Annotated in this window: 20 protein-coding genes and 1 pseudogene; 1 reads left to right on the top strand and 20 read right to left on the bottom strand. The window is 37.3% G+C overall.

Annotated elements, in window-relative coordinates:
* Window positions 1-101: 101 nt before the first annotated feature.
* Window positions 102-659: a TetR/AcrR family transcriptional regulator gene (locus RT41_RS02250; RefSeq protein WP_096817124.1), complete on the top strand. Its 558-nt coding sequence runs from the start codon at window positions 102-104 to the stop codon at window positions 657-659.
* 154 nt (window positions 660-813) lie between these two features.
* Here RT41_RS02250 and whiA read toward each other — a convergent pair whose 3' ends face one another.
* The 20 genes and pseudogenes from whiA to grpE all read right to left on the bottom strand — a co-directional run bounded on the left by whiA (window position 814) and on the right by grpE (window position 24234).
* Entirely contained in the window at window positions 814-1740 is a 927-nt protein-coding gene (gene whiA, locus RT41_RS02245) for a DNA-binding protein WhiA (RefSeq protein ID WP_096817123.1), read from the bottom strand.
* A 29-nt stretch (window positions 1741-1769) separates the two neighbouring features.
* Window positions 1770-2753 carry a gluconeogenesis factor YvcK family protein gene (locus RT41_RS02240; protein ID WP_096817121.1) on the bottom strand — a complete coding sequence of 328 codons (984 nt, stop codon included), beginning with the start codon at window positions 2751-2753 and terminating at the stop codon, window positions 1770-1772.
* On the bottom strand, window positions 2750-3637 hold the full coding sequence (gene rapZ, locus RT41_RS02235; protein ID WP_096817119.1) for an RNase adapter RapZ: 888 nt from the start codon (window positions 3635-3637) through the stop codon (window positions 2750-2752). Before rapZ ends, RT41_RS02240 begins: the two co-directional genes overlap by 4 nt.
* Window positions 3638-3666: 29 nt before the next feature.
* On the bottom strand, window positions 3667-5019 hold the full coding sequence (locus RT41_RS02230; protein ID WP_096817117.1) for an RsmB/NOP family class I SAM-dependent RNA methyltransferase: 1353 nt from the start codon (window positions 5017-5019) through the stop codon (window positions 3667-3669).
* A gap of 14 nt (window positions 5020-5033) precedes the next feature.
* Entirely contained in the window at window positions 5034-6485 is a 1452-nt protein-coding gene (gene cls / locus RT41_RS02225; RefSeq protein ID WP_096817115.1) for a cardiolipin synthase, read from the bottom strand.
* A 109-nt stretch (window positions 6486-6594) separates the two neighbouring features.
* On the bottom strand, window positions 6595-7530 hold the full coding sequence (locus RT41_RS02220; protein WP_096817114.1) for an ATP-binding cassette domain-containing protein: 936 nt from the start codon (window positions 7528-7530) through the stop codon (window positions 6595-6597).
* 1 nt (window position 7531) lies between these two features.
* Window positions 7532-8599, bottom strand: a complete 1068-nt coding sequence (locus RT41_RS02215; protein ID WP_096817112.1) for an ABC transporter ATP-binding protein — start codon at window positions 8597-8599, stop codon at window positions 7532-7534.
* Window positions 8600-8610: 11 nt separating this feature from the next.
* The gene (oppC, locus tag RT41_RS02210; protein ID WP_425435544.1) at window positions 8611-9516 is read right to left on the bottom strand and encodes an oligopeptide ABC transporter permease OppC; all 906 of its coding nucleotides are present in this window, start codon (window positions 9514-9516) and stop codon (window positions 8611-8613) included.
* Between the two features lie 32 nt (window positions 9517-9548).
* On the bottom strand, window positions 9549-11042 hold the full coding sequence (locus RT41_RS02205; RefSeq protein WP_096817107.1) for an ABC transporter permease: 1494 nt from the start codon (window positions 11040-11042) through the stop codon (window positions 9549-9551).
* A 143-nt stretch (window positions 11043-11185) separates the two neighbouring features.
* Entirely contained in the window at window positions 11186-13192 is a 2007-nt protein-coding gene (locus tag RT41_RS02200; RefSeq protein ID WP_096817105.1) for a peptide ABC transporter substrate-binding protein, read from the bottom strand.
* A gap of 348 nt (window positions 13193-13540) precedes the next feature.
* On the bottom strand, window positions 13541-15454 hold the full coding sequence (locus tag RT41_RS02195) for a PTS fructose transporter subunit IIABC (protein WP_096817317.1): 1914 nt from the start codon (window positions 15452-15454) through the stop codon (window positions 13541-13543).
* Window positions 15455-15538: 84 nt separating this feature from the next.
* Window positions 15539-16456: a 1-phosphofructokinase gene (gene pfkB / locus RT41_RS02190; RefSeq protein ID WP_096817103.1), complete on the bottom strand. Its 918-nt coding sequence runs from the start codon at window positions 16454-16456 to the stop codon at window positions 15539-15541.
* Window positions 16457-16480: 24 nt separating this feature from the next.
* Entirely contained in the window at window positions 16481-17191 is a 711-nt protein-coding gene (locus RT41_RS02185) for a DeoR/GlpR family DNA-binding transcription regulator (protein WP_054639280.1), read from the bottom strand.
* Window positions 17192-17309: 118 nt separating this feature from the next.
* Window positions 17310-18455, bottom strand: coding sequence for an amidohydrolase (locus tag RT41_RS02180; RefSeq protein WP_096817101.1), 1146 nt, complete (start codon window positions 18453-18455; stop codon window positions 17310-17312).
* Window positions 18456-18557: 102 nt separating this feature from the next.
* Entirely contained in the window at window positions 18558-19844 is a 1287-nt protein-coding gene (gene wgkD, locus RT41_RS02175) for a tryglysin-associated MATE efflux transporter WgkD (RefSeq protein ID WP_180752670.1), read from the bottom strand.
* Window position 19845: 1 nt separating this feature from the next.
* Window positions 19846-20175: a PqqD family peptide maturation chaperone WgkC gene (wgkC, locus tag RT41_RS02170; RefSeq protein ID WP_096817096.1), complete on the bottom strand. Its 330-nt coding sequence runs from the start codon at window positions 20173-20175 to the stop codon at window positions 19846-19848.
* Window positions 20176-20206: 31 nt separating this feature from the next.
* Window positions 20207-20962: pseudogene (locus tag RT41_RS02165) on the bottom strand (radical SAM protein); the annotation flags it as partial.
* 340 nt (window positions 20963-21302) lie between these two features.
* Complete coding sequence (gene dnaK, locus RT41_RS02160) at window positions 21303-23129, bottom strand: molecular chaperone DnaK (protein WP_096817094.1); 1827 nt, start codon at window positions 23127-23129, stop codon at window positions 21303-21305.
* 68 nt (window positions 23130-23197) lie between these two features.
* Window positions 23198-23686, bottom strand: coding sequence for a GNAT family N-acetyltransferase (locus tag RT41_RS02155; protein WP_096817092.1), 489 nt, complete (start codon window positions 23684-23686; stop codon window positions 23198-23200).
* A complete protein-coding gene (grpE, locus tag RT41_RS02150) occupies window positions 23683-24234 on the bottom strand; it encodes a nucleotide exchange factor GrpE (protein ID WP_096817089.1) in 552 nt (183 codons plus the stop codon). Before grpE ends, RT41_RS02155 begins: the two co-directional genes overlap by 4 nt.
* Window positions 24235-24276: the final 42 nt, after the last annotated feature.

Here is a 24276-nt window from a genome sequence, read left to right as displayed (position 1 = left end):
CTTAATATCTTTTTATAGTTCACATTGTACTCTTTTGTTTGAATTAGTTCAAATAAAAAGTTATAATTTTAATAGGTAAAATTTTATAAGTGGGTACAAAAATGAATCAAACAGAAAAAAAGAAAAAAGCAATCTTAGAAGTGACTTTTCAATTGCTGAATGACAAGGAAATTAAAGACATTACCATTGATGAAATTGCCGCAAATGCAGTTGTTTCGAAAGTTACACTTTTTAAATATTTTAAGAATAAAAATCATCTGATGAACATTGTCATTGTCAAGGCATTTGAGCATATGGCTGAAGATATTAATGAAATCATTGGTTCAGAATTAGATTTTGAATCGACATATCAAGCCATCACGCAGATGAAACTCAAACAATTAGAACATTACTCACCAACTTTTTCCGAGAATTTGATGACGCAATATACGATGAGCCCTGACTTTTTCGATGCGGACACGATTAAACTTCAAATGCAAGTTTATGAAGAATTATTTAAAAAAGGACAATTGGAAGGAAAGATTGCGCCGACTTATTCTTTTGACGATTTTATGTTTATTATGAACATATTTATCGAAGGAATGAAGGGTTTAACGGCCGATACACTGTTTAAAAGAACCGATTTAATCAGCCGCTATTTCTTGCAGGGGTTCAAATAAGAGGTGAACTTCTTCCCCCCTATAATCGAGCAAAAAAAAATCCGTTCTCGCGACGGATTTCTTTATTTAGGAGTATTTATGAAAAATTTATTTTGGAATAATTATATTATAGTTGATGTCCCTTAATTCTCCCTAAATCCAAGCCTAAAGTTAACTAAATTGATTTTTTATCTGCTGCTTCTAATGCCTGAGCGAGTTCAATAATTTTGCGGAGTCGATGATTAACACCAGATTTTCCTAATGGTGGGTCGAGTAATTCGCCTAATTCTCTAATTGATGCCTCTGGATAATCAACGCGAAGCCGAGCAATTTCAGTCAGTTGAGGAGCCAACTGTACCATTTCCTTCTTGGCATTGAGAAAATGGATGGCATCAATTGCTTCTTGAGCTGCTAACACCGTTTTGCTAATATTTGCGGACTCAAAATTGGATTGACGATTAGCTAATCCGCGCATTTCTCTTATCATTTTGGCATCTTCAAATTTCAATCGTGCTTGCATTGCACCAATTAAAGTCAAGAAATCCATGATGTCTTCTGCCTTAGTCAAATAAAGAATGTAGCGATTCTTACGCTCAATAATCTTGGCATTAAGTTCAAAATTTTGAAATATTTTTTGCAAGTCTTCAGCATGTTCTTGATAAACATTGGCAATTGAAAGTTGATATTCACCTTTCTCTGGATTATGCAATGAACCAGATGAAAGAAATGCGCCACGAAGGTAATCCCGTTGAATTAACCTATCATTCATGACAAAAGGGGGAACCCCATTGTCCAACAATAGGGAGTCTGCCAGTGACAATTCATCCAACAAATCATTGACATTTTCTTCCAAAAAGACTGTATATACACGGTTTTTAGAAAGGGTCGTTTTTTGATGAACATGGATTTCTGCCCGGATTTCGTACAGATCTTGTAACATTTTGTAAATATATTTTGCTGTACCAGCATTTTCAGTTGTGATGGAAAGGGTCAATTTGCCAAAAATACCAATTGAACCGTTCATTCTGACAAGGGCAAGTAAAGCACCTGTTGTCGAAAAATTTGCTGTCAATTCTTTTTTGACATCACTTGTGAAACTCATGATTAAACTCTTTCTAATGTAAACAACTCTTATAATTCAAATTCTGTTCGATTCGCAATTGCCACAATTTCTTTGGCTACAGCATCGCCATCATGGAATGCGCCTCCATCACGTAATTTTAAGAAATTATTCGAAATGACATTGACATTTTGTGCCTGCAATGCATGAAAATCATGTTCAACTTGAACCAAATACTCATCGAATTTATTTGTATTCATATATTCTTCTGGTACACGCTCACTATTCACCAACACGGTATCGATAATAGGTGTTCCAATGTGTTCATGTATGACGCGCACGTGATCAGCATCAGTAAAATGTTCTGTCTCGCCACGTTGGGTCATAATATTGCAAACGTAGACAATTCGTGCTTTCGTTTTCCACAGAGCTTCACAAATTTCAGGGATGACGATATTAGGCAAAATGGAAGTGAATAAAGAGCCCGGTCCCAAGACAATCGTGTCTGCTTCCATAATTGATTTGACTACATTTCTTGAGGCAACTGGACTTTGGCCTGTGTTTGTTTCAGTCAAATAAACATGGTCTATTTGCCCTTTATAATCAGCGATATGACTCTCCCCTGCAACTTCATGACCATCCTTAAAAACTGCATGCAAGGTTAAAGTCATATCAGATGAGGGATATATTTTACCATCAGTATGGAAAAATTGGGATAAGGTTTGAATCGCTCTATAAGTTGACCCCTGCATTTCAGCCACCGCGGCAATAATCAGGTTCCCCAAAGGGTGACCTGCAAATTCACCGTCTGATTCATCAAAACGATATTGTAGAATATTTTCATTGAATCTAGGCATGTCTGACATAGCAATTAAAACATTGCGTAAATCTCCAGGGGGGGCAATGTTTACCGCAGAGCGGATACGTCCGGACGAGCCCCCATCATCCGCGACAGTTACGATGGCAGTTAAGTCAACTTCTTCATTTCTGAGTGCTCTTAAAACAACTGGAATACCAGTTCCACCACCTATAACAACTATTTTTGGTTTGCTCATGAACGATTCACCGTTTCTTTCCTTCGATCTTTGTCACGATGACTAATATTTACGTGCCAGTTTTGCGTAAACTCTTTAGCAAGACGTTCAGCAAAAGCAACAGAACGGTGTTGTCCTCCGGTGCAGCCAAAGGCAATGGTCAATACTGATTTTCCTTCTTTTTGATAGTCAGGTAAAATAGGAGTGAGCATAGTTTTCAAATTTTGATAGAAGGATTCCGATTTCGGATGTTCCATGACATAATCATAAACCGATTTATCAGTACCATTCAAGTTACGCAGTTCAGGAAGATAATAAGGATTTGGTAAAAAGCGCACATCAAAAACTAAGTCGGCATCAAGAGGCAAACCATATTTAAAACCGAAAGACATAATCTCAACTCGGAAAGTAGATGTTGTTTGGGTCGAGAATTTTTGAATAATCTGAGCTCGTAAATTACGTGGGGTTAGATCACTCGTATCAATTACTACTTCGGATAGATTTTTCAGGTCTGTCAAAATTTCACGTTCCAAATTAATGCCATCGAGAACCCGACCGTCGATTGCTAAAGGATGGCTTCGTCGCGTTTCTTTATAGCGCGCAACCAATTCTAAATCATTGGCATCGAGAAAAAGCAATTTGAAATCAATATTCGGTAAATCTGTAAGTTCAGTGATAATCCCTCGTAGATGATCGAAGAAGACTCGAGACCGCATATCAACAACCATAGCCAATTTATCAATTTTACTATCCGGGGTATTCAAAAGCTCAACAAATTTTTCAATCAAATTTGGTGGCATGTTATCCACCGTAAAATAGCCCATGTCTTCAAATGACTGGATGGCAACTGTTTTTCCTGCTCCGGACATTCCAGTGATAATTACGATTTTCAATTTTTTATCCAATTCATTTATCTCGCTTTCTTTTTACAAGGCTAAATTTTAAAGCGTAAACCTTTTGGGAAATAATTTTTCACTGTCCCATTGACAAGTTTAGCAAAACCTAGACCGTTATTAGCAATGACAAGCTGTGTCCAACCACTGCACTCTGACGAACTCTTGAACGATTTCCCTGCCACATACATTACAAATTCTTCGTCGCTGATTTCTGTTTTATTTTTTACTTCACTTGGCTTTAATGCAAGGCCTAAGGCAAAACTTGGCTCAAACCGGTTTTTCTTAAATGTTCCTAAATGTAGTCCATTCCGAGCTATTTTTAACCTGCCTAAATCTGGAAGTCCTGCTGGTAATAAATAAAGATAATCACCAAAAACTTGCAACAATTGACGTTCAAACCGAATGTTTAGATTTTCAAAAGCGAAAGTTTCCCATAATTTATACTGCTCGCTCGAAACCGTATTTGCATTTTTGCCTTTGTTTTTATCGTTTTTAAGCCGATGCTTTGAAATATGAGGTGCAACCATTGTCTTATTTTGTAATTTGGCAATAAATTGACCTTCACCACGAAAATGATGTGGCCAGCAACGGACCACTTCTGACATATTTATTCCTTCAGCTAATCCAAATTCGTGCGTTAATGGGATTAGACTCAAATTTGGATATTTTTCCAACATATAAGAAATATTGTCTTCATTTTCCTCACGTGACCAGGTGCAAGTTGAGTAGACGAGTTGTCCACTCGGCGCCAACATTTTCATTGCTTCATCAATAATCTCTTTTTGCAAAACTGAACATTGTGCAGGGTAGTCCTCGTTCCAGTATTGAATTGCTGAGGGGTCTTTCCGAAACATCCCTTCTCCTGAACACGGTGCATCAAGTATAATTAAATCAAAAAATTCTGGAAAAATTTTTGCCAAATTTTCAACACTTTCATTTAAGACAATCACATTTCTAGCCCCAAAACGTTCAATATTTTCTACTAATATCTTTGAGCGTTTGGCCGAAATTTCATTTGATACAAGGAGGCCCTGATTGTCCATACTACTTAACAGTTGCGTTGATTTACCACCCGGTGCTGCACACAAATCTAATACTTTTAGACCTGGCTTTGCATCTGCGATAGCCCCAACCATCTGGGCGGCTGGTTCCTGAGAGTACACGAGTCCCATCACATGGTTGGCTGATTTCCCTGCTACTTTTCCATAATACCCAAAAGGACTGCCAGCAATTGCTTCAGCGTCCTGATTGGCCATCACGGACAAATCTTTCAACGGATTCAAGCGATATGCGCTGACAGGTTTTTCCTCAAAAGAAGCAAGAAATTCCTGAAATTCTTTTTTTCCTAATATTTTTTCATATTTTTCTATAAATGCTATTGGTAATTTCATTTTTCCTTAATATGTTAAAGCATTGGACTGATTAATCGAGCCAAACCTTCTTTGAAACGGACAAACATTGAACGCTCTTCATAGCGTTCGAGTGTCAACGGTCTACTGACTTTTACATCATCCAAATAATTATTTCTTAATTTTTGTGCAAAATCGTAATCGTAGACAACCACGTTTGCTTCAAAGCATAATTGTAAACTCCGATAATCAAAATTCGCAGAGCCAACTGATGCATACTCACCATCTATGATTAAGTTCTTCGCGTGAATAAAGCCATCCTCATAGGTATAAACTTTTGCACCATTTTTAACGAGGTCAGCCGCATTATAGTAGGTCGCCCAATAGACAAGCGGGTGATCCGGTTTGTTTGGAATCATCAATTTGACTTGAACGCCAGATAAAAGAGCTAATTTTAAGGTCTCATGGAGCGCATCAGATGGAATATAATATGGTGTTTGAATGATAATTTCGCGTTCTGCTCCTGAAATCATCTTCATATAAGTCAATTTAATCTGTTCTTGATCATCATCTGGGCCGGAGGTTACAAATTGTGTCGCCACGTGACCCAAATTTAAAGCATCAGGAAAATAGGGTTCTCCCTTTTTTATTTCTTGATGATGTTGCGAATTCCAGTCTAAAATGAAGCGATGTTGCATTGAATAAACAATATCGCCAGTCAAGCGCAAATGGTTATCCCGCCAGTAGCCGAATTTTTTGGTCACAGTCGCATATTCATCTCCAACATTAAACCCACCCGTATAGCCAATTACACCATCAATAACAACAATTTTGCGGTGCAAACGGTAATTTGTGCGCGGGTTAATAAGGGGTAATATCAAGGGGAAAAATTCAGAAACGTGTCCACCATTTTTAATTAGCTCAACAAAATCTTTAATTTTAGTTTTATTAGAACCCCATGCATCATAAAGTACACGTACCTCAACCCCCCGTTTACTTGCGTCAATCAACGCATGATAGATTTCTTTTCCTAAATTATCCATTCGGAAAATATAATATTCCATGTGGATTGATTTTTTGGCTTCACGAATGTCAACTAATAAAGCATCAAATTTTTCACGTCCATCATCAAAAATTTTTACAGAGGTGTTGGTTGAAATAATTGAATTTTCTTCGCGATAAAGCATATTAATCAATTGACCAATCGCATGATTTTTGCGCATTTTTTCCATAAAATTGGGGTCAGAATATGCCTTCGTTGCGTTTGCAATTTGTTTTTCATAACCCAATTGAAACTGTTTGCGGTCCTTAAAAATCCGATAATGAGAGATGCCACGACCAATTAAAATATATAAAATAAATCCAAAAATAGGAACAATATTGACTACGAAAAGCCATGACCATGTCGCCGATGTACTTTTTCTCTCTCGAAAAATAATAATTAATGACAAAATGATATTTAAGAAAAAGACTGATAATTCAAAAATTGCGAGTAGGTTAAAGTGCATACGCATATCCTCCTAAAACTTTTTCTACTATATTATATCAAAAAGTAAGTTCCATTTCTTACATATTTAATGAAAGTCAATAAAAAATAGAACTTTCGTTCCATTTTTCTCATTTGATCTTCAATTTTTCACGGTAATCGGTCAGCTCTGACTGATTCGCCCAAACGAAATGTCCTGGAAGGATTTCTATAAAACTGGCTTGATCTGTTTTGTAATCGTGTTGACTTGGATCATAAACAATCAATTGCTTGTCCTTCTCCAAAATCGGATCTGGAATGGGCACTGCAGACAGGAGTGATTGGGTATAGGGATGAATCGGATGCATAAATAATTCTTCTGTAGGAGCCATTTCAACAATTTTTCCTTTATATATGACGGCAATTCGATCCGAAATATAGCGGACAACAGACAAATCATGTGCCACAAAAAGATATGTGACATCCTGTTCTCTTTGGAATTTCTTTAATAGATTTAGGACCTGAGCCCGAATAGATACATCAAGAGCAGAAATGGGTTCGTCAGCGATGACCAATTTAGGATCCATAACTAAAGCACGTGCAATACCAATACGCTGTCGTTGTCCACCAGAAAACTCATGCGGATATCGAGACAAATGTTCTGGTAACAGTCCCACCTCTTTGATGATATTCTTTACTTTTTCTTTTCTATCCTTTTCATCTTTAAACAATTTAAAATTGTAAAGTCCTTCGGAAATGATATAATCAACAGTTGCTCTGTCATTCAATGACGCCGCTGGATCTTGGAAAACCATTTGAATTTCCCGTGTGATTTTATTTTTCAATTTCTTGGAAACTTTGCCCGAAATATCCTCGCCATCAAATTCAATTTCACCAGCAGAAACAGGATTTATCCCAATCACTGCCCGACCAATTGTCGTTTTTCCAGAACCAGATTCACCGACAAGGGAAAAAGTTTCGCCTTTGTAAATTTCAAAATTCGCATCTTGGACCGCAACAAATTTTTTCTTTCCTGCGCCGAAAGTAATCTCTAAATCCTTAACTGCTAATAAGACTTCTTTTGTCATTTTAGAGTTCCTCCTGATGTTGTTTTTTCACAACGATTTGCATTTTTTCATGCAAATTTTGAATGATTTCTGGTTTTTCAATTTTCGGAGCCCGTTCATCTAAAAGCCAAGTTTTGGCCCAATGACTTGACGTCACTTGAAATTTTGGAGGTGCGACTTCATAATCCACTTTCATCGCAAATGGATTTCGTGGGGCGAAAGCATCGCCCTTAATTTTCTTAAAAAGAGAGGGTGGGGTGCCTGGAATTGAAAAGAGCTCTTCTCCTTTTTGTCCCAATTGAGGAAGCGAAGACAACAAAGACCATGTATAAGGATGTTTTGGGTCGAAGAAAAGATCTTCTACACTGCCGTACTCGACAATTTCACCTGCATACATAACCGCAACTTTATCCGCAATATTGGCTACAACTCCCAAGTCATGCGTAATAAAAATAGTCGTAAATTGATATTCTTCTTGCAAAGTGCGAATCAAGTCCAAAATCTGAGCCTGAATCGTCACATCAAGTGCAGTCGTCGGTTCATCACAAATCAGAATTTTCGGCTTGCATGCCAATGCGATTGCAATAACAATCCGCTGACGCATTCCTCCAGAATATTCGAATGGATAATCCGAAAAACGTTTTTCGGCTTCAGGAATCCCCACTTTTTTCATGAGGTCAATGGCAATTTGTTTGGCTTTTTCACCTTTGATCTTTTGATGCTTTTCAATCACTTCAACAATTTGTTTACCAATGGTCAAAATCGGATTAAGTGAAGTCATTGGATCCTGAAAAATTGTTGCAATTTCGCCCCCACGAATTTTGGCCCATTCATCATTAGACTTGATTTGCGCTAAATCTTGTCCATTATAAAGAATTGTTCCCTCAGAAATATGCCCATTTTCTTCCAACATTCCTGTAAAAGTTTTAGTAAAGACGGATTTTCCTGATCCAGATTCGCCCACAATGGCAAGGACTTCGCCGTCGTATAAGTCAACCGAAACATCACGAATCGCTGTTAAATAGCGATTACGAACGCGAAATTGAACAGAGATATTTTTAGCTTCAATAATTTTTTTCTTTTCTGTCATAATCCGCTCCTTTACAAATGGGTTTTTGGATCAGATGCATCTGCGAGTGACTGTCCTACTAAGAAGAGTGCCATGGTGATCAGTGCCAAAATGAAAACAGGAATCCAGAACAAATAGGAATCATTGGTCATATTGTTTGAATACTGCGAAATCATCCGTCCCAATGAAGGGGTATCAGCTGATAATCCAATTCCCAAGAAGCTCAAGAACACTTCATAACCAATAAACCCAGGAAGTGATGTCGATGCCATTGTCATGATGACTGAAACCATAAATGGCAAAGTATTTTTTGTCACTAGATGCCATGTTTTTGTTCCTAATGTCTTAGAGGCCAAATTATATTCACGGTCGCGAATAATCATAACCTGAACTCGTATGAAGTAAGCTGTTCCAAGCCACGAGGTTGCGGTCATCGCGAAGAGTAAATTCCAAAATCCATTCCCAAAAGAGAAGGATAGAACCATGACAATCAATAAAGTGGGGACATTACTGATCACATTGTAAACCTCGAGCATGAACCGGTCAATTTTCGGCGAGTTCCCCCAAATGGCACCTACAACAACACCCAAAATAGTCGTAATTATTGTGGCCAAAAAGCCGATCAAAATGGATGTTCTAGCACCAGCCCATACCGCATCGAATAAGCTTTGCCCATTTGAATCCGTTCCAAACCAATATTTTAAACTTGGTGGGTTATAGCGTGCCGAAAAATCATTGATATTGCCCGTGTTCATAAAACTATAACCTGAAAACATGGGTTGAATAAAACTCAACAAGACGATAATGAGCATGATGATTAACATCACGATGGTCAATTTTGAACTAAAAAACTTGCGGAATACAGAGCGCCAATATGAATAAACGGGAGAATCAATTCGTTCTGATTCTAGTTCATCATATTTTGTCAGTTCAAACATATCTTGTGATAAATCTTTAATCTGTTTATTTGTCATTTGTTTTTACCTCGCTTTACAGACAGATTAATTCGAGGGTCTACTATGGTCATTAACAAGTCCCCAAGAATTAAAGCAATTACCGCTGTTGAAGTGAAAATAAAAGTCAACCCTACTACCAAGGCATTATTATGTGATAAAATTGCAGCCGGTAAAAGTTTACCCATCCCTGGCACGTTAAAGATTGTCTCTGTAACCGTAGCCCCTCCAATCGAGGCAATTATTGACCCTGGGATTCCTTGAACAATCGGAATAAGCGCATTTTTCATAATATGACCATTTGAAATTTGTTGTTCAGATAATCCTTTTGCCCGTGCAAAACGAACGTAATCACTCAAAGACTGGTCAATCATAAAGCGGCGAATCCATTGAATTGTTCCTCCCAAAGATAAGGCAGACAAAATAAACACTGGTAAAACATAAGAAAGGATATTGTGCGCTCCTAAATCAGGGAAGAGCGTTGGTAAGCCAATTCCTCCCCCAATAAATTGAAGGAAATAGACAAAGGCAATACTTGGAAGGGCAATGGATAAAATAATAATTCCATTTCCAATGCCGTCAATCCAAGTCCCCTTTTTCCGCGCAAATAATATCGATAAGGGAATTCCAAGCGCGTAGACAATTACCAGGGCAATGGTACCAATTAAGAATGATGTCCCAATCATTGATGGATCAGCATAATTATTTTGGGTCATTGAATAGGGATCATCGCCAAATTTCGCTTTTGTTGGTGCATCTGTTTTGCTTGGACTTTGATATTGAGCCGTATGAATATTAGCAGATGACATCATTTCACCTTTAGGAAATTGAACAGTGCTCAAGACTGTTTCGCCTTGGCCTTGTTCAATAACTTGCAAAATTCCTTGTCCATCGTAGGTGGGGAAAGATTCACCCAAATAAAGATGGACGACATTTTGGTGAATATAAGGGAATTTACCATCCACATAAAGTTGATATTTGTATTTGGTTCCACTAGCTTCAAGCGCTAATCCACCTTTTGTTGTCAATTGGTAACCACGTTTCAAATCAGGATTTGATTTGTCTTGAACATTCCAAATATGGTCTATTTGAATCATTTGACCGTAAAATCGTCCAACACGTTCGTACAAAGGTATCTCACGGGTAGCAAAAAATGCTTTTGAATTCGGCATCTGTTGGATTTTCCAACCTGAGCCTGCTTCCTTTGCCCACTTCTCAAAAATCGCCTTATTTTTCTTGTTAACTTTCGTCGTAACCGTTGAGTTCACCTTCTCAGCCTTCTGAGAAAGTTCTCGTGTATTTAAATATTCAATATAGCCAATTTTATCATAGACTGTATTTTCATAATCAGTTCTCTTATCAGGGACGGATGCAATTTTATTATAATTAGGATCGTTATTAAACACCATATGGCGTGGAATTAACGTGTAAACGAGCATATAAGTCAATGTCGTCACAAGAAAAATCGAAACAATCCCTCGAAAAATGCGTCCAAGCGTATATCTTAACATAATGAATTCCTCTAATATGCCTAAAAGTTCAATTTCTAAACTTTAATATTAAATTTTCAAAATTATTGAAAAAATTTATTTTTCCAAAAACAATTCAAATGCCTCCAAGAGGGATGAGGAGGCATCTGAATTATACAAATTATTTAGTCTTTTGTTTCATCAAGTGTAGTAGCCTTTTCATTGGCTTTCTTAAATGTTTTAAGTGCTTTATCGTATTGCGTTTGTGAAACGACATCGTCTTGTAATTTTACAAATTTAAAACGACCACTTGACCGATTCATTACTCCTGCTTGTCCATATGCACCAGTGAACGGAACCGTTTTTGAAAGACCTGGAAGTCCACCATCGGCTTGAACTGGGATTTGAATGAAGCTATTGAGTAATTCTGCTTCTGCTTTAGCATATGCAGTGTAACGTTTGTCTAAATCTTTTGTATCAGTATATTTAGCGGCTTCATCTAGTAGTGAATCATATTTTTCAAGCCCTACAGCCTTGATTGCTACAGTTTGTGATGCACTAGATGGTTGGCTGTCTGTGCCAATTAAACCAAGTGTTTGAAGCATATCTCCATGTCGACTATCATAGATATTCAAGTAAGTCGATGGATCAATGTAGTCTGGTCCCCAACCTGAAGCAGATGAAATATCAAAGTCTGATTGAGCCCCTGAAGTTGCCATATAAGTTGCTGCATAATACGCATCTTGATCGGCAAGATTCAAATCAATGACTACATTTTCTTTACCAAGTGTTGACTCAACCGATTCTTTCAGTGATTTTGCTTGGTTAATCAACAAGGTACCACTTTGATCTTGTGGGAGATCCAAATGAATTGGGAACTTAACACCTTCTTTTTCAAGAGCAGTTTTGGCTTTGGCAAATTCTGCTTTTGCAACGGTTGGATTAAATGCCGAATTATTTCCTGTATTGATATTTGTGTCTTTCCAAACTGATGAATCAAGACTGTCAAGCGTAGATTTAACTGTATCTCCATAAGGCTTACCATCAATATTGACAAATGTTGTTGGAACAAGACTATTACGAACTTTATTGACCGCTCCTGTTTTGCCGGAGACCTGCGCAAGATAATCTTCGCGGTTCAAAGCATAGCTAATGGCAGCACGGAAATCACGGTTGAGAATTGCTTTTTTAGTTGATTCTTTTTCAGCTGAATCAGTCTTTTTCGTCAATTTGTAAGATTCACGGTTTAAGTTAAAGGTGATGTTATAGGTTGTTGCACCCGTCAATCCGTATGTCACGTCATCTTTGTAATTTTTGAGAACTTGTTTATATGATGAATCATTTGGATAGACAGTTGCTTGTGTATACACTCCTTTATCAAATTGAGTGAAGAGAGCGCTTGGTTGCGATCCATCGTTGTAATTCAATTTTACTGATTTGACGTGAACATTCTTTTTGTCCCAATAGGATGGATTAGCCTTCATCTCAATAACAGATTTAGAAGTGAAGTTTGACAAGGTATACGGACCGGAATAGAGAATATTATCCGGTGATGATACATTTCCGAAATTTTCTCCTTTACTTGCCAAGAAATCAGCATTGACAGGGAATAAAATCGAATAAGTTGTTAATGAATTCCAATATGATGCAGGCTGCGTCAAATGATAACTTACTGTTCCCGCTTTGTCATCTGCCACAATCCCAACTTTTGAAAAGTCTTTTGTTTTACCATTGACATAGTCATCCAAGCCTTCAATCAATGGTTGAACCAAGTAGAGCATTGTTGATTTTGCTGAAACAGCGTGCTTCATTCCTGTTACGAAATCTGAGGCTTTTACAGGTGCATAGGTTGAGCCATCCGCTTGTACCCAGTTGACACCACTGCGTAGCTTGTAGGTATAAGTCTTTCCATCAGCAGAGACAGACCAAGATTTTGCAAGTGCTCCAACATAATTTCCATCCGGGTCATTTTCCATAAGACCATCTTCAAAATTCGAATAAATGGTTGAATTTACTGCTTGGTTAGTAGCCAAATAATCCATTGTGGTTGGGTCTGTCGAATAAACATAAGTATATTTTGTTGGGCCATCACTAGATTTACTTGTTGAACTACTATTGTTTCCACAAGCAGCCAATAGTACCGCAGATGATAGTGCGACAGCTGAAATTCCAATAATTTTAGCTTTTTTCATTTATTTCCTCCAAAAATTGATCCAGATTTTAAGTAAGTCTCATTTCGTTAAATTGTCTGAAAATTACTATGTTTTATATTTTACTTAAAATTTTCTTAAAACGCAAGCGATAAATTAATATTTTTCAAATTTTTTAATATATTTATTAATATTTTAGTTAATATTTAATATTTGCAATTATTTATTACTATTAAAGGACAAAATTTCAAAACAAAATGTATTAAATAATTAATAATCGTTATTTTACATCGCCTACAAAATATTATGTTTCAATTCAGAAATTTGAACTGAAATTTATTAGTAAAAAAAAAGTAGCTTACGCTACTTTTTTATTTTGCCAATTTATTTTTATTTTGATTTTTTCAATGCGCCGAACAATACTCCTGAAATAACTGCACCAATCAAAATAAAGAGGAGATACATGAAGGGGTTATTTGTAAGTGCAAGAACGAAGATTCCACCATGTGGAGCCATCAATTTGATGTCTGCAAGACCGGTTAAGCCCCCTGCTACTGCTGCACCAACAAAGAATGAAGGAATCGCACGAGCTGGATCTGATGCTGCAAATGGAATCGAACCTTCTGTAATGAAGGACAAGCCCATTACGATATTTGTCAGACCTGATGAACGTTCTTCTTTTGTAAATTTATTTTTGAACAAAAGAACGGCAACTGTTGTTGCAAGTGGTGGAACCATACCACCAGCCATGACGCTGGCCATGATTACTGAACCACCTGAGGCAACTGTTGAAGCAAGTGTTCCTGTCGCAAAAATATAGGCGGCTTTATTAATCGGACCACCGAGGTCAATCGCCATCATTCCACCAACAACAAGACCAAGTAATAAGGCAGATGAACCATTTAAGCTGTTCAAGAAGTTGCTAAGTCCAACATTGAAGTCAGCCATAGGAATGTTGATGAACAACATAATAACACCTGTTATAAATGTTCCAAGAAGTGGGTAAAGGAGAATTGCTTTGATTCCTTCAAGTGATTTAGGTAATTTAGAGAATACTTTGCGGAGCAAAAGAATTACACCACCAGCAACGAAACCACCTACCAATGCACCTAAGAAACCAGAAGGAATCATTTTAGCAGCATCTAATTTTCCGAACGCCATCCCTGATGAAGCCATTGAGCCAGCTACAAAACCAGCTACAAGGCCAGGACGGTCAGCAATTGAATTGGCGATAAATCCAGCCAAAACGGGAAGCATGAAAGCAAATGCGGCTCCACCAATATTTTTAAAGTAAGCAGCGATTGGATGATAAACACCAAGATTTGCCAGTTGATCCTTAGGAACCCCCATAGATTGGTCAATCAAGAAGGCGAGGGCAATAAGAATCCCACCACCGACAACGAATGGCAACATTGCTGATACGCCACCCATTAAATGTTTATAGAAGGCTTTACCTAAGCCCTGTTTTTCACCATTATCATCAGAGGCAACTGCTTCTCCGTCACCATGGAAAATCGGAGCTGAGCCAGCCAATGCTGCATTAATAAGTTCTTCCGGATGACGAATTCCTTCAGCTACTGGACGTGAGATTAAATGTTTACCAGAAAAACGGTTCATGTCTACTTTTTTATCCGCTGCAATGATAACACCATCTGCTTTTGCAATATCAGCAGCAGTCAATTTATGGTCAACACCTTTGGCCCCATTTGTTTCTACTTTAATACCGATTCCCATTTTGGCAGCTGTCTTCTTCAAAGATTCCTCTGCCATATAGGTATGTGCAATCCCAGTTGTACAAGCTGTTACAGCCACTAAATATTTGTCCGTGCTGACGGTCAGAGCAACTTCTATTTCGTCCTGTTTCGTGAACAATCCGGAAACTTCTTCAGCTGATTTTGCCGCCAACAATTTTTCTTTAAAGCCATCTTGCAAAAGGAATTTTGAGAGTTCAGCAAGAGCGGCCAAATGAGTGTCATTTGCTCCTTCGGGTGCAGCAATCATGAAGAAGAGATTGACAGGTTGTCCATCAAGAGAAGCGTAGTCTACTCCATTTGCACTCCGAGCAAAAAGAACCACCGCTTCTTTGACTGCAGCATTTTTTGAATGCGGCATAGCAATGCCTTCACCAAGCCCAGTTGAAGTTTGAGCTTCGCGAGCTAAAATGCCAGATTTGAAAGTTTCAAAATCTGTGACATAGCCTGTTTCAACTAATTTGTTAACCATTTCATCAATGGCAGCAAGTTTAGTTGTAGCTTGCAGGTCAAGAATCATGACCTCTTTTTTTAATAAATCTTTAATTTCCAATGGAAATCCTCCTATTTTTGTTTCATCAAATGAGAAAGTTTTGAAAGCCAACTTTTTCAAGCTCATTACATCATTAAAACTTGTTTAAACGAGTTCGGTAATTTCGATCTGATTTAAACATTGTTCAAGAAATGCTTCAGTAGGCATATCATCTGAAAAGACTTTTGCCGTACCACAAGCGACTCCTTGTTTGAAAGCCTTTAGTGGGTCTTTCGATTTAGACCACTCAGAAATAAATCCAGCTACTGTAGAATCACCTGCACCAACTGAATTTTTGATTTCAGCTTTCACTGGTGCTGCAAAGTAAACTTTCTTACCTGCGAATAAAAGTGCCCCATCACCGGCCATGGAAACCATGACATTTTTAGCACCTTGAGCCAACATTTTTTGGCCATAAGGGATGATGTCTTCTTTATGTTCAAATTTAACATCAAACATTTCTTCTAACTCTTCGCGATTGGGTTTGATTACCAAAGGTCGATTTGTCAATGTGCGTAAAAGTTTCTGGCCATCTACATCAATAGCGAATTGAGCACCGCGAGCGACAACTGCTTCAATCAAACGGTCATAAAAATCATCACCAAGACTTTTTGGAGCCGTTCCAGCAAATACAACGATGTCGTCTTCTGTCAAAAATTCAAATTTTTGAAGGAAATGTTCGACATCCTCTGGAGTTAATTTGGGACCAGCTGAGTCAAGACTTGTTTCTTCAGATACCGTCTTTACTTTAACATTGACGCGAGAATTAGCCGCAATTTGTGTAAAATCAGTTGTAATTCCTTGCTCAATCAATGCATCACGAATGGCCTGTCCAGTGAACCCACCAATAAAGCCAAGTGCTGTATTTGGTGTTCCCAAGAGCGAAAGCATACGGCTTTCCATAATTCCTTTCCCCCCAGGTGTCATACGTGTGGTACTCGTTCGATTGACATCACCAATCTCAATTTGCTCATATTCCATAAAATAATCCAAAGCTGGATTAAGTGTTACTGTATAAATCATTTGTCCTCCGTAACTTGATTTTTATTATTCTTGCTCTGCCTTATCGGTTAACAATTCGATTTCTTCAGTTCTCGCAAATTGAACGAAACTTGTTTGACCCAGTTTACTTTGGTCTAAAAGAATATAACTCATTTCTGATTGGATGATCGCACGTCTTTTTATTGCTGCCTCTTCGCTATCAGGAGTCATGGCACCATTTTTTTCATCAAACCCGTTTGCTCCCAGAAATGCAACATTAAAGCGATAGGTTCCCAATTGTTCTAAGGCACGGCCACCAATAACAGAGTCTGTCGATTTTTTTATCATACCGCCCAAAATAATCACATTTACAGAAGGATTATTTAACTGCGAAGCATGTGTAACCGAGTTCGTCACGACAGTCATGCGGCTATTTAATTGATTAATTTCATTAACTAAAGCTCCGGTGGTTGTCCCTGCGTCTAAATAAATCGTATCCCCATTAGCAATTTTTTTTACAGCCTTTTGGGCAATAATGAGTTTTTCGTGAACGTTTTTGGAAGATTTTTCAAGAATAGATAATTCTGCGGAAAGATCTTTTAATAATTCGGCGCCGCCGTGGATCCTTCTTAATAATCCTTCTTCCTCAAGTTCATTTAAATCCCGCCTAATTGTTGAAACAGATGTCTCTGTTATGGACTGAAGTTCTTCTAAACTTGCCCTTTGTTGATAAGACAAACATTCAAGAATCTTTTGTTTTCTGTCATTTGCTAAAATTGAAACCGCCTCCTTGAAATCACTTACATTTATATTATACACTTTTTATTTTCAAAATCAACCAAAAACTTCCATTTTTTGTCAAAAACAACAAAAAAAAAATACGAAGGGTATTTTTTTATTCATTTAGATAAGTAAGCATCGAAAATGCTGTTTCTACATAATATTCAACAGCGACTGAAATTGTCTCATCTTTAACAATCATGTCTGCAAAGTGTAGCCCAGATGCCCCAACTGCATTCGAACCAATGAATGCAAATACAGAGGGTGCCAGGTCGCCATAAGATGCAAAATCTTCCCCTGCACTGGATGGTTCTGGAACAAGTGTGGCATTATGCCATGCTTTCGTCTGTTCAAATAAATATGCTGTCAATTTGGGATCATTATAAGTAGCCGAAGACCCCATAATCCACTTAATTTCAGCTTTGACCCCATAAGCGATAGCCGTGGCGTTTACGATTTCGATGAATCTATCTTTCGTCATTTGTCTCATTTTTTCATCAAATGTTCGGATTGTCCCCTCAAACCGTGCTGAATCAGGCAAAACGTTCCATGTATTACCTGATTCAATATGAGTTACTGACAAGACTGCAGCCTCAAGAGGAGGAACATTTCGTGCAACAACTTGTTGCAAATTTTGAATAATCGCAGCCGTGGCCACAATCGGATCTCGCCCTTCTTGAGGATAGGCCGCATGACTCCCTTGCCCAATAATTTTTACATCAAATTGTTCAACCGCTGCCATGACCCCTTTATCTCGAAGTCCAATCGTCCCTGCAGGTAGTGTTGGAATATTATGAAAGCCAAAAAAAGCCTGCACATCATCGACAAGTCCTGCAGCTATAACATCCCTCGCACCTGTTCCAATTTCTTCTGCGGGTTGAAAAATTAGTTTTATGGTTCCTTTGATTTCATTTTCACGTAATTTTAATAACTTTGCGGCGCCCAACAAACTCGTCATGTGTAAATCATGTCCACACGCGTGCATAATGCCATCATTTTGAGAAGCATACGATAGTCCTGTTTTCTCCAAAATAGGTAATGCGTCAATATCCGCACGCAATGCAATCACCGGTTTTCCCGAACCAATTTTCGCAACAAAGCCTGTTTTCAAGCCATTCGATGGTAAAATTTCAATGCCTTCCGCCTCGATTTTTTCTTTTAAAAATGCTGTTGTATTAAATTCCAGCTCCGAAAGCTCTGGATTTTGGTGAATGTGGTGACGAATCTCGGTTAACGCCTTGATAAATTCTTTACTAATCATTGATATTCCTAACTAATTTGACTATTCTATCCTCCAGTATAGCAAAAAAATGGGCTTGCCAGCCTTCATGACTTTTTATGATGTGATAATATTTTCTTAATATTATTTATTTTCCAGAACCATCCTACTTTTAAATTTTATTCCCATCATTATTGTAAGTATAATCATGCTTAAAGCATAGAGTAGATACAACATTTCAAAATTGTATTGCCCCATATTGGCGAATAATATCATCACTAAAAACAATATCAAATTGATAATAAATGTCCATTTAAGAACAAACTTTTCTTGACTGATGGCTTGTAAACTTGCTTTCAAAATCTCATAAAAGACAAAGAAAAAGCTGCAGCTCAGCATTAATAACAACATTCCAGATAAATCTTGTCCTTTACTAAGCGAAAACCAATTTGCAATAGTAACTCGATTGATAAAAATTAAGATTGAAAGAATACAATAAAATAGAATCGAACTCGATAGCGAGATGTAGATTATCTTTCTTGATTTCGATAAATTTTTCGCCCCATATGATTTTGAAACAAATACCGTAACTGCGTTTTCATACATATAAACGGGTGTTTTTGCGATATTCAGCATCTGGATTCCAAAGGCGTATACCGCAAGGATTGTCACACCTAATCTAGAAATCAAGGCTTCTATTACGATTGTAAATATTACACCTTCTAACAATTCTTGACCAAGTAGCGGGAATGACTTTTTTATCAAATTTTTAATTTCTGAAGCACTTACCCTAAATGCGCTAATCATCTGATTTTTCACAACCAAAAATTGAAGAAAAACCATGACAAATAGCGAGAATACTGAAGAAAAACTAGCTCCAACAATTCCAAAATGAAGCACTTTTACTAAAACAATGTTGAGTAAAAGCTCCATCCCAGTAGAAAACAATGAAATCCATAAAATCCATTTCGTTTTATTCTGAATTTTAATCAGATTTGAAGATAAAAATAGCATCAAGGTTAAAAAAATATACGGTGACTGAACGAGTAAATATCCCGTTGAAGTCAAAAGCATTGAACCTTGAAAATGATAGACAAGATTCAAAAATACTTCCCCAAGGCCAATTACTCCAAAGCCAAAACCAAGGCCAATTAGACCATTCAAGATAAATGATGACTTCACAAGTTTCAAAAATTTTACATTTAAATTTTTTCCTAATGCCTGTCCTCCTTCAATGTTGAAAGCCAAAGCAACAACACCAAGAATCCCCCCAAAAGAATAGAGTAAACTTTGAATCGTAGAAATTCCAGCCAAATTTTCAACGGATTGGTTAATCGCAAAAATTAAAATCAACTGATTAATCAGAATTTGAACTAAATTATTCGCAATAAGTGGGAGCGTAAACTTTTGAATCTCCTTAAATAATTTCATGCTATCCGCCATGTTTGGAAAACGGAGAAAGGTGTAAATATAAACCAGATTGAATCAGGTTTGTATAAAAAATATACTGCAGTGGATTATGTTCTACATAGCTAATAACTTCTTTTTTACACTCCTCATACTCTACATCATATTCATCCGTCAAAACCATGATAATCTTATCTAAAGAAAAATTTTTAGAAATACAATATAAAATTTCCGCTCCAATTTCATCAATATTATAATATTCTAATGCAATAGGATCATAGACATAAAAATTTTTATGATCCTTTCGGAAAATCAAATCTTTTTTTCCACGGATACAAAACAATTCTTTATCCATGAACCACCTCATTTTTATTCCAATAGCAAGATAAGTCTGAGCGCTTATAGTATTGGAGCGGAAAAAAATGCGTCCAAAACACACTACTTTCATTAGGCGGAACAATTTTAAAATGAACTCTAAATTCTTTTCTTTTCATGCGCTCAGATAGATCAAGAAAAACTGGAAACCATTTCTCTTTATTAGCTAAAATGCTTGCATCATTAGCTCGCCCTGTCGGACAAATAACCATCACAGACATGAAGTCTATTTGCATTTTATCACATAACCTAATAGTATCTAACAAATTATCAACGTTTTGCTTACCCAAAGTAAATAAAATTGAGACGGGAAGATTGTAACGCTGCAAATTCCTAATTCCAGTTATAACTTTACTAAATGTTCCTTTTCCTCACTGACTTTCATGTATTTCGGCAGTACTCCCATCTAGAGTTACGCAAATTCTGTCCAAATGCAAATGTGATAATTTTTCTGCAATTTTATCCGTAATCAAAGTCCCATTTGTATTCAAGATTTTAACAAAATTATATTGATCAAATCGTTTCAAAATCTCAAGGGTATCTTCTCTCCGAAATGGTTCTCCTCCTGTGACTGCTACGCGTGGAACGCCCAAGCTATCAAGTTCTTCTAATAACGAATCTAATTTTTCAATGGTCATTTCCTCTTTTTTGCTCGCAAACGGCCCTGAGTCTGCAGAACAATAGCTACAATGTAAGTTGCACCGATTTGTCACACATACATCTACCAATAATGGCTTTTCAAAATGTCTCTCATCCCTTAACTCAATCTATAAAAAGCTAGTTTATATAAACTAACTTTATTTTTAATTTTTCCCCAAACTTGAATTTTTTCAAGCATTGGTTCTTTAAACACTTTTTATTCAACATGGTTTTCGACTCTTTATTTTTTAAATATCTATTGGAGAAATAGCATATCATATCTAGAATTTGGTGTGTAGATTAAGGAATACATTTCTTTGTTGTCAATATTACTCTTTTTTTTTAGCTGTTGTCAACGAAAAACTCAAAATTTTCTGATTCTTTAACTATTTCTATTCTCACTATATTCTGATTTTTTATAAACAAAAAAACAACCACAATTGTGATTATTTTTTCAATTCATTTGATTTATTTGCTTTCTTCAAAGTCACCGTCAAAGGTGTTAGCATCTTTAGGAGCTTCTTGTGCACCGGCCTGTTCAGCACCAGCAGCTTCTTGTGCTGCATTAGCTTGTTCGTAAAGTTTAACAGCAAGATTTTGAGCGATTTCAGAAAGTTCTTCTGATTTCTTCTTAATGTCTTCGGTGTCGTCACCTTCAAGAGCTTTCTTCAATGCTTCTTTAGCATCTTCAGCTTTCTTGATTTCAGCTTCGTCCACTTTACCTTCAAGGTCTTTCATTGTCTTTTCAGTTTGGAAGACAAGAGCATCGGCATTGTTACGAACATCAACTTCTTCTTTACGTTTTGCATCAGCTTCGGCATTGGCTTCAGCATCTTGCTTCATTTTTTCAATTTCTTCTTCTGACAAACCAGAATTAGATTTAATGACAATCGTTTGTTCTTTTTGAGTACCAAGGTCTTTGGCTTTTACAGAAACAATACCATTTTTGTCGATGTCAAAAGTAACTTCGATTTGTGGAATTCCACGTGGTGCAGCAGGAATATCAGTCAATTGGAAGCGACCAAGTGTTTTGTTATCGGCTGTCATTGGACGTTCTCCTTGCAAAACATGAATGTCTACGGCTGGTTGATTATCAGCTGCTGTAGAGAAGACTTGTGATTTAGATGTAGGAATTGTTGTATTACGTTCAATCAATTTAGTGAAAACACCACCCATAGTTTCAATTCCAAGTGAAAGTGGAGTTACATCAAGAAGAACAACGTCATGAACGTCACCAGTGATAACGCCGCCTTGGATTGCAGCTCCCATGGCAACTACTTCATCAGGGTTAACTGATTTATTTGGTTCTTTACCTGTTTCGTGACGTACAAGTTCAACAACAGCTGGAATACGAGTTGATCCACCAACGAGTAATACTTCATCAAGGTCAGATGCTTTGAGTCCAGCGTCTGACAATGCTTGGCGAACAGGTTGACGTGTAGCTTCAACGAGTGACAATGTCAATTCGTCAAATTTAGCACGTGTCAAGTTCATTTCCAAGTGAAGAGGTCCAGCTGCTCCTGCAGTGATAAATGGAAGTGAGATGTTTGTGTTTGTCACACCTGACAAATCTTTTTTAGCTTTTTCAGCAGCATCTTTCAAACGTTGCAATGCCATTTTATCTTGTGAGAGGTCAATGCCATTTTCTTTTTTGAATTCAGCAACCATGTAATCGATGATAACTTGGTCAAAGTTGTCTCCACCGAGTTTATTGTTCCCAGCAGTTGCCAAAACATCGAATACGCCGTCGCCAAGTTCTAGGATTGATACGTCGAATGTTCCACCACCGAGGTCATAGACCATGATTTTTTCATCGCGATCAAGTTTATCAAGCCCGTAAGCAAGCGCTGCAGCTGTTGGTTCATTAACGATACGTTCAACTTCGAGGCCTGCAATTTTACCCGCATCTTTAGTTGCTTGACGTTGAGCGTCATTGAAATAAGCAGGTACTGTGATAACGGCTTTATCAACTTTTTCGCCAAGATATGCTTCTGCTGTTGCTTTCAAATTTTGAAGAATCATTGCAGAGATTTCTTGTGGTGTATATTCTTTCCCATTTGCTGAAACTTTAGCAGGTGTACCCATTTTAGATTTAATTGAAAGAATTGTATCAGGGTTAGTAACTGCTTGACGTTTTGCGGCATCACCAACGATAATTTCACCATTTTTGAACGCTACTACAGATGGTGTTGTACGATTTCCTTCTGGATTTGCAATAATTTTAGCTTCAGTTCCTTCAAGAACTGCTACTGCTGAGTTTGTTGTACCTAAGTCAATACCAATGATTTTAGACATATTTGTTATCCTTCTTTTTAAGTTTGTTTTTATTGTTATAGTTTAACGACATTGCGGTCAAATGTTTTCTATTTTAATGTGAGGGTCATGTTATACCATTTTTCTCCCCCATGTATTGATTCTGCAATCCCCTCATTCTGATAGCCGTGAGCTTCATAAAAAGGAATTAATTTTTCTAAACAAGTCAATGAAATGATGGCTCTGTTCTGTTTTCTTGCGACTTTCTCCAATGCCTTTAAAAGTTGAGTAGCAATCCCACGTTTACGCGCAAAATCCGCCGTTGCTAAACTTAAGATTGTTTGCGTTGTATCCATTTCGTGATTTGGTTCAACTTTTTCAAATAAGTCATCGTCAATATAACGACGATGATATGCAGGTCCAACGATATAGCCTAAAACTTGCCCTTTCTCACTTGCAACAAGAAAAGTATCCGAAATTTTTTCAATCCGCTCTTTCATTGCTTTAGGAGTGGCTGCTTCACTTTGTGAAAAGCCTTCGTTTTCGATGGCCATTATTTCTGTCAGTTCTGACAGTTTGGCCTCAGCTATTTCTATCATTGAGCAACAACAACCATTGCTGGACGCAGTAAACGCTCATGTAATAGGTAACCTTTTTGGAAAACTTGAACAATGCTGTCTGCATCATGATCTTCATCTGCTGGAACAGTTTGAACAGCCATATGGAAATTGTGGTCAAAAGTTTCTGTTGGAACTTCTTCCACCCCTTCTTCTTTGAGCGCTGCAATCAAACTTTCTTGAACCATTTCAAGGCCTTTTTTGACATCATCAGTCAAACCTTCAACAGCAAGTGCACGTTCCAAATTATCTAATGAAGGTAAAATTTTCTTGGCCAAATCTTGTGAACGGTATTTAACCAATGTGACACGTTCTTCATTTGATCGACGTTGAATATTTTGCATCTCTGCAGAGGCACGAAGAAATTTATTTTCAAATTCTTTTGCTAAATTTTGAGCTTCTTCTAATTCAGAAACTTCATCTTCAACAATTTCCTCAAGCGCTTCTTCTGTCAATGTTTCCGTTTCAATGGGCCCTGTTTCTTCTTGGCTTGTTTCATTTTTAATTTCTTCTTTATTTTCTTCGGACATATTGCCTCCTTTTTTAAATGGGTTTTTCATTTTCTACATTTC

Origin of the sequence: Lactococcus fujiensis JCM 16395 (assembly GCF_002441655.1) — a bacterium.
In the GTDB taxonomy this organism is placed as follows: Bacteria; Bacillota; Bacilli; order Lactobacillales; family Streptococcaceae; genus Lactococcus; species Lactococcus fujiensis.
This window is presented reverse-complemented; position numbering and strand designations above follow the sequence as displayed.

Excerpts from the sequence above, each read along its gene's own strand:
- RT41_RS02250 (WP_096817124.1), top strand. The coding sequence starts at position 102 with ATGAATCAAACAGAAAAAAAGAAAAAAGCAATCTTAGAAGTGACTTTT.
- whiA (WP_096817123.1), bottom strand. The coding sequence starts at position 1,740 with ATGAGTTTCACAAGTGATGTCAAAAAAGAATTGACAGCAAATTTTTCG.
- RT41_RS02240 (WP_096817121.1), bottom strand. The coding sequence starts at position 2,753 with ATGAGCAAACCAAAAATAGTTGTTATAGGTGGTGGAACTGGTATTCCA.
- RT41_RS02230 (WP_096817117.1), bottom strand. The coding sequence starts at position 5,019 with ATGAAATTACCAATAGCATTTATAGAAAAATATGAAAAAATATTAGGA.
- cls (WP_096817115.1), bottom strand. The coding sequence starts at position 6,485 with ATGCACTTTAACCTACTCGCAATTTTTGAATTATCAGTCTTTTTCTTA.
- RT41_RS02220 (WP_096817114.1), bottom strand. The coding sequence starts at position 7,530 with ATGACAAAAGAAGTCTTATTAGCAGTTAAGGATTTAGAGATTACTTTC.
- RT41_RS02215 (WP_096817112.1), bottom strand. The coding sequence starts at position 8,599 with ATGACAGAAAAGAAAAAAATTATTGAAGCTAAAAATATCTCTGTTCAA.
- oppC (WP_425435544.1), bottom strand. The coding sequence starts at position 9,516 with ATGTTTGAACTGACAAAATATGATGAACTAGAATCAGAACGAATTGAT.
- RT41_RS02205 (WP_096817107.1), bottom strand. The coding sequence starts at position 11,042 with ATGTTAAGATATACGCTTGGACGCATTTTTCGAGGGATTGTTTCGATT.
- RT41_RS02200 (WP_096817105.1), bottom strand. The coding sequence starts at position 13,192 with ATGAAAAAAGCTAAAATTATTGGAATTTCAGCTGTCGCACTATCATCT.
- pfkB (WP_096817103.1), bottom strand. The coding sequence starts at position 16,456 with ATGATTTATACAGTAACACTTAATCCAGCTTTGGATTATTTTATGGAA.
- RT41_RS02180 (WP_096817101.1), bottom strand. The coding sequence starts at position 18,455 with ATGATTAGTAAAGAATTTATCAAGGCGTTAACCGAGATTCGTCACCAC.
- wgkD (WP_180752670.1), bottom strand. The coding sequence starts at position 19,844 with ATGAAATTATTTAAGGAGATTCAAAAGTTTACGCTCCCACTTATTGCG.
- wgkC (WP_096817096.1), bottom strand. The coding sequence starts at position 20,175 with ATGGATAAAGAATTGTTTTGTATCCGTGGAAAAAAAGATTTGATTTTC.
- dnaK (WP_096817094.1), bottom strand. The coding sequence starts at position 23,129 with ATGTCTAAAATCATTGGTATTGACTTAGGTACAACAAACTCAGCAGTA.
- RT41_RS02155 (WP_096817092.1), bottom strand. The coding sequence starts at position 23,686 with ATGATAGAAATAGCTGAGGCCAAACTGTCAGAACTGACAGAAATAATG.
- grpE (WP_096817089.1), bottom strand. The coding sequence starts at position 24,234 with ATGTCCGAAGAAAATAAAGAAGAAATTAAAAATGAAACAAGCCAAGAA.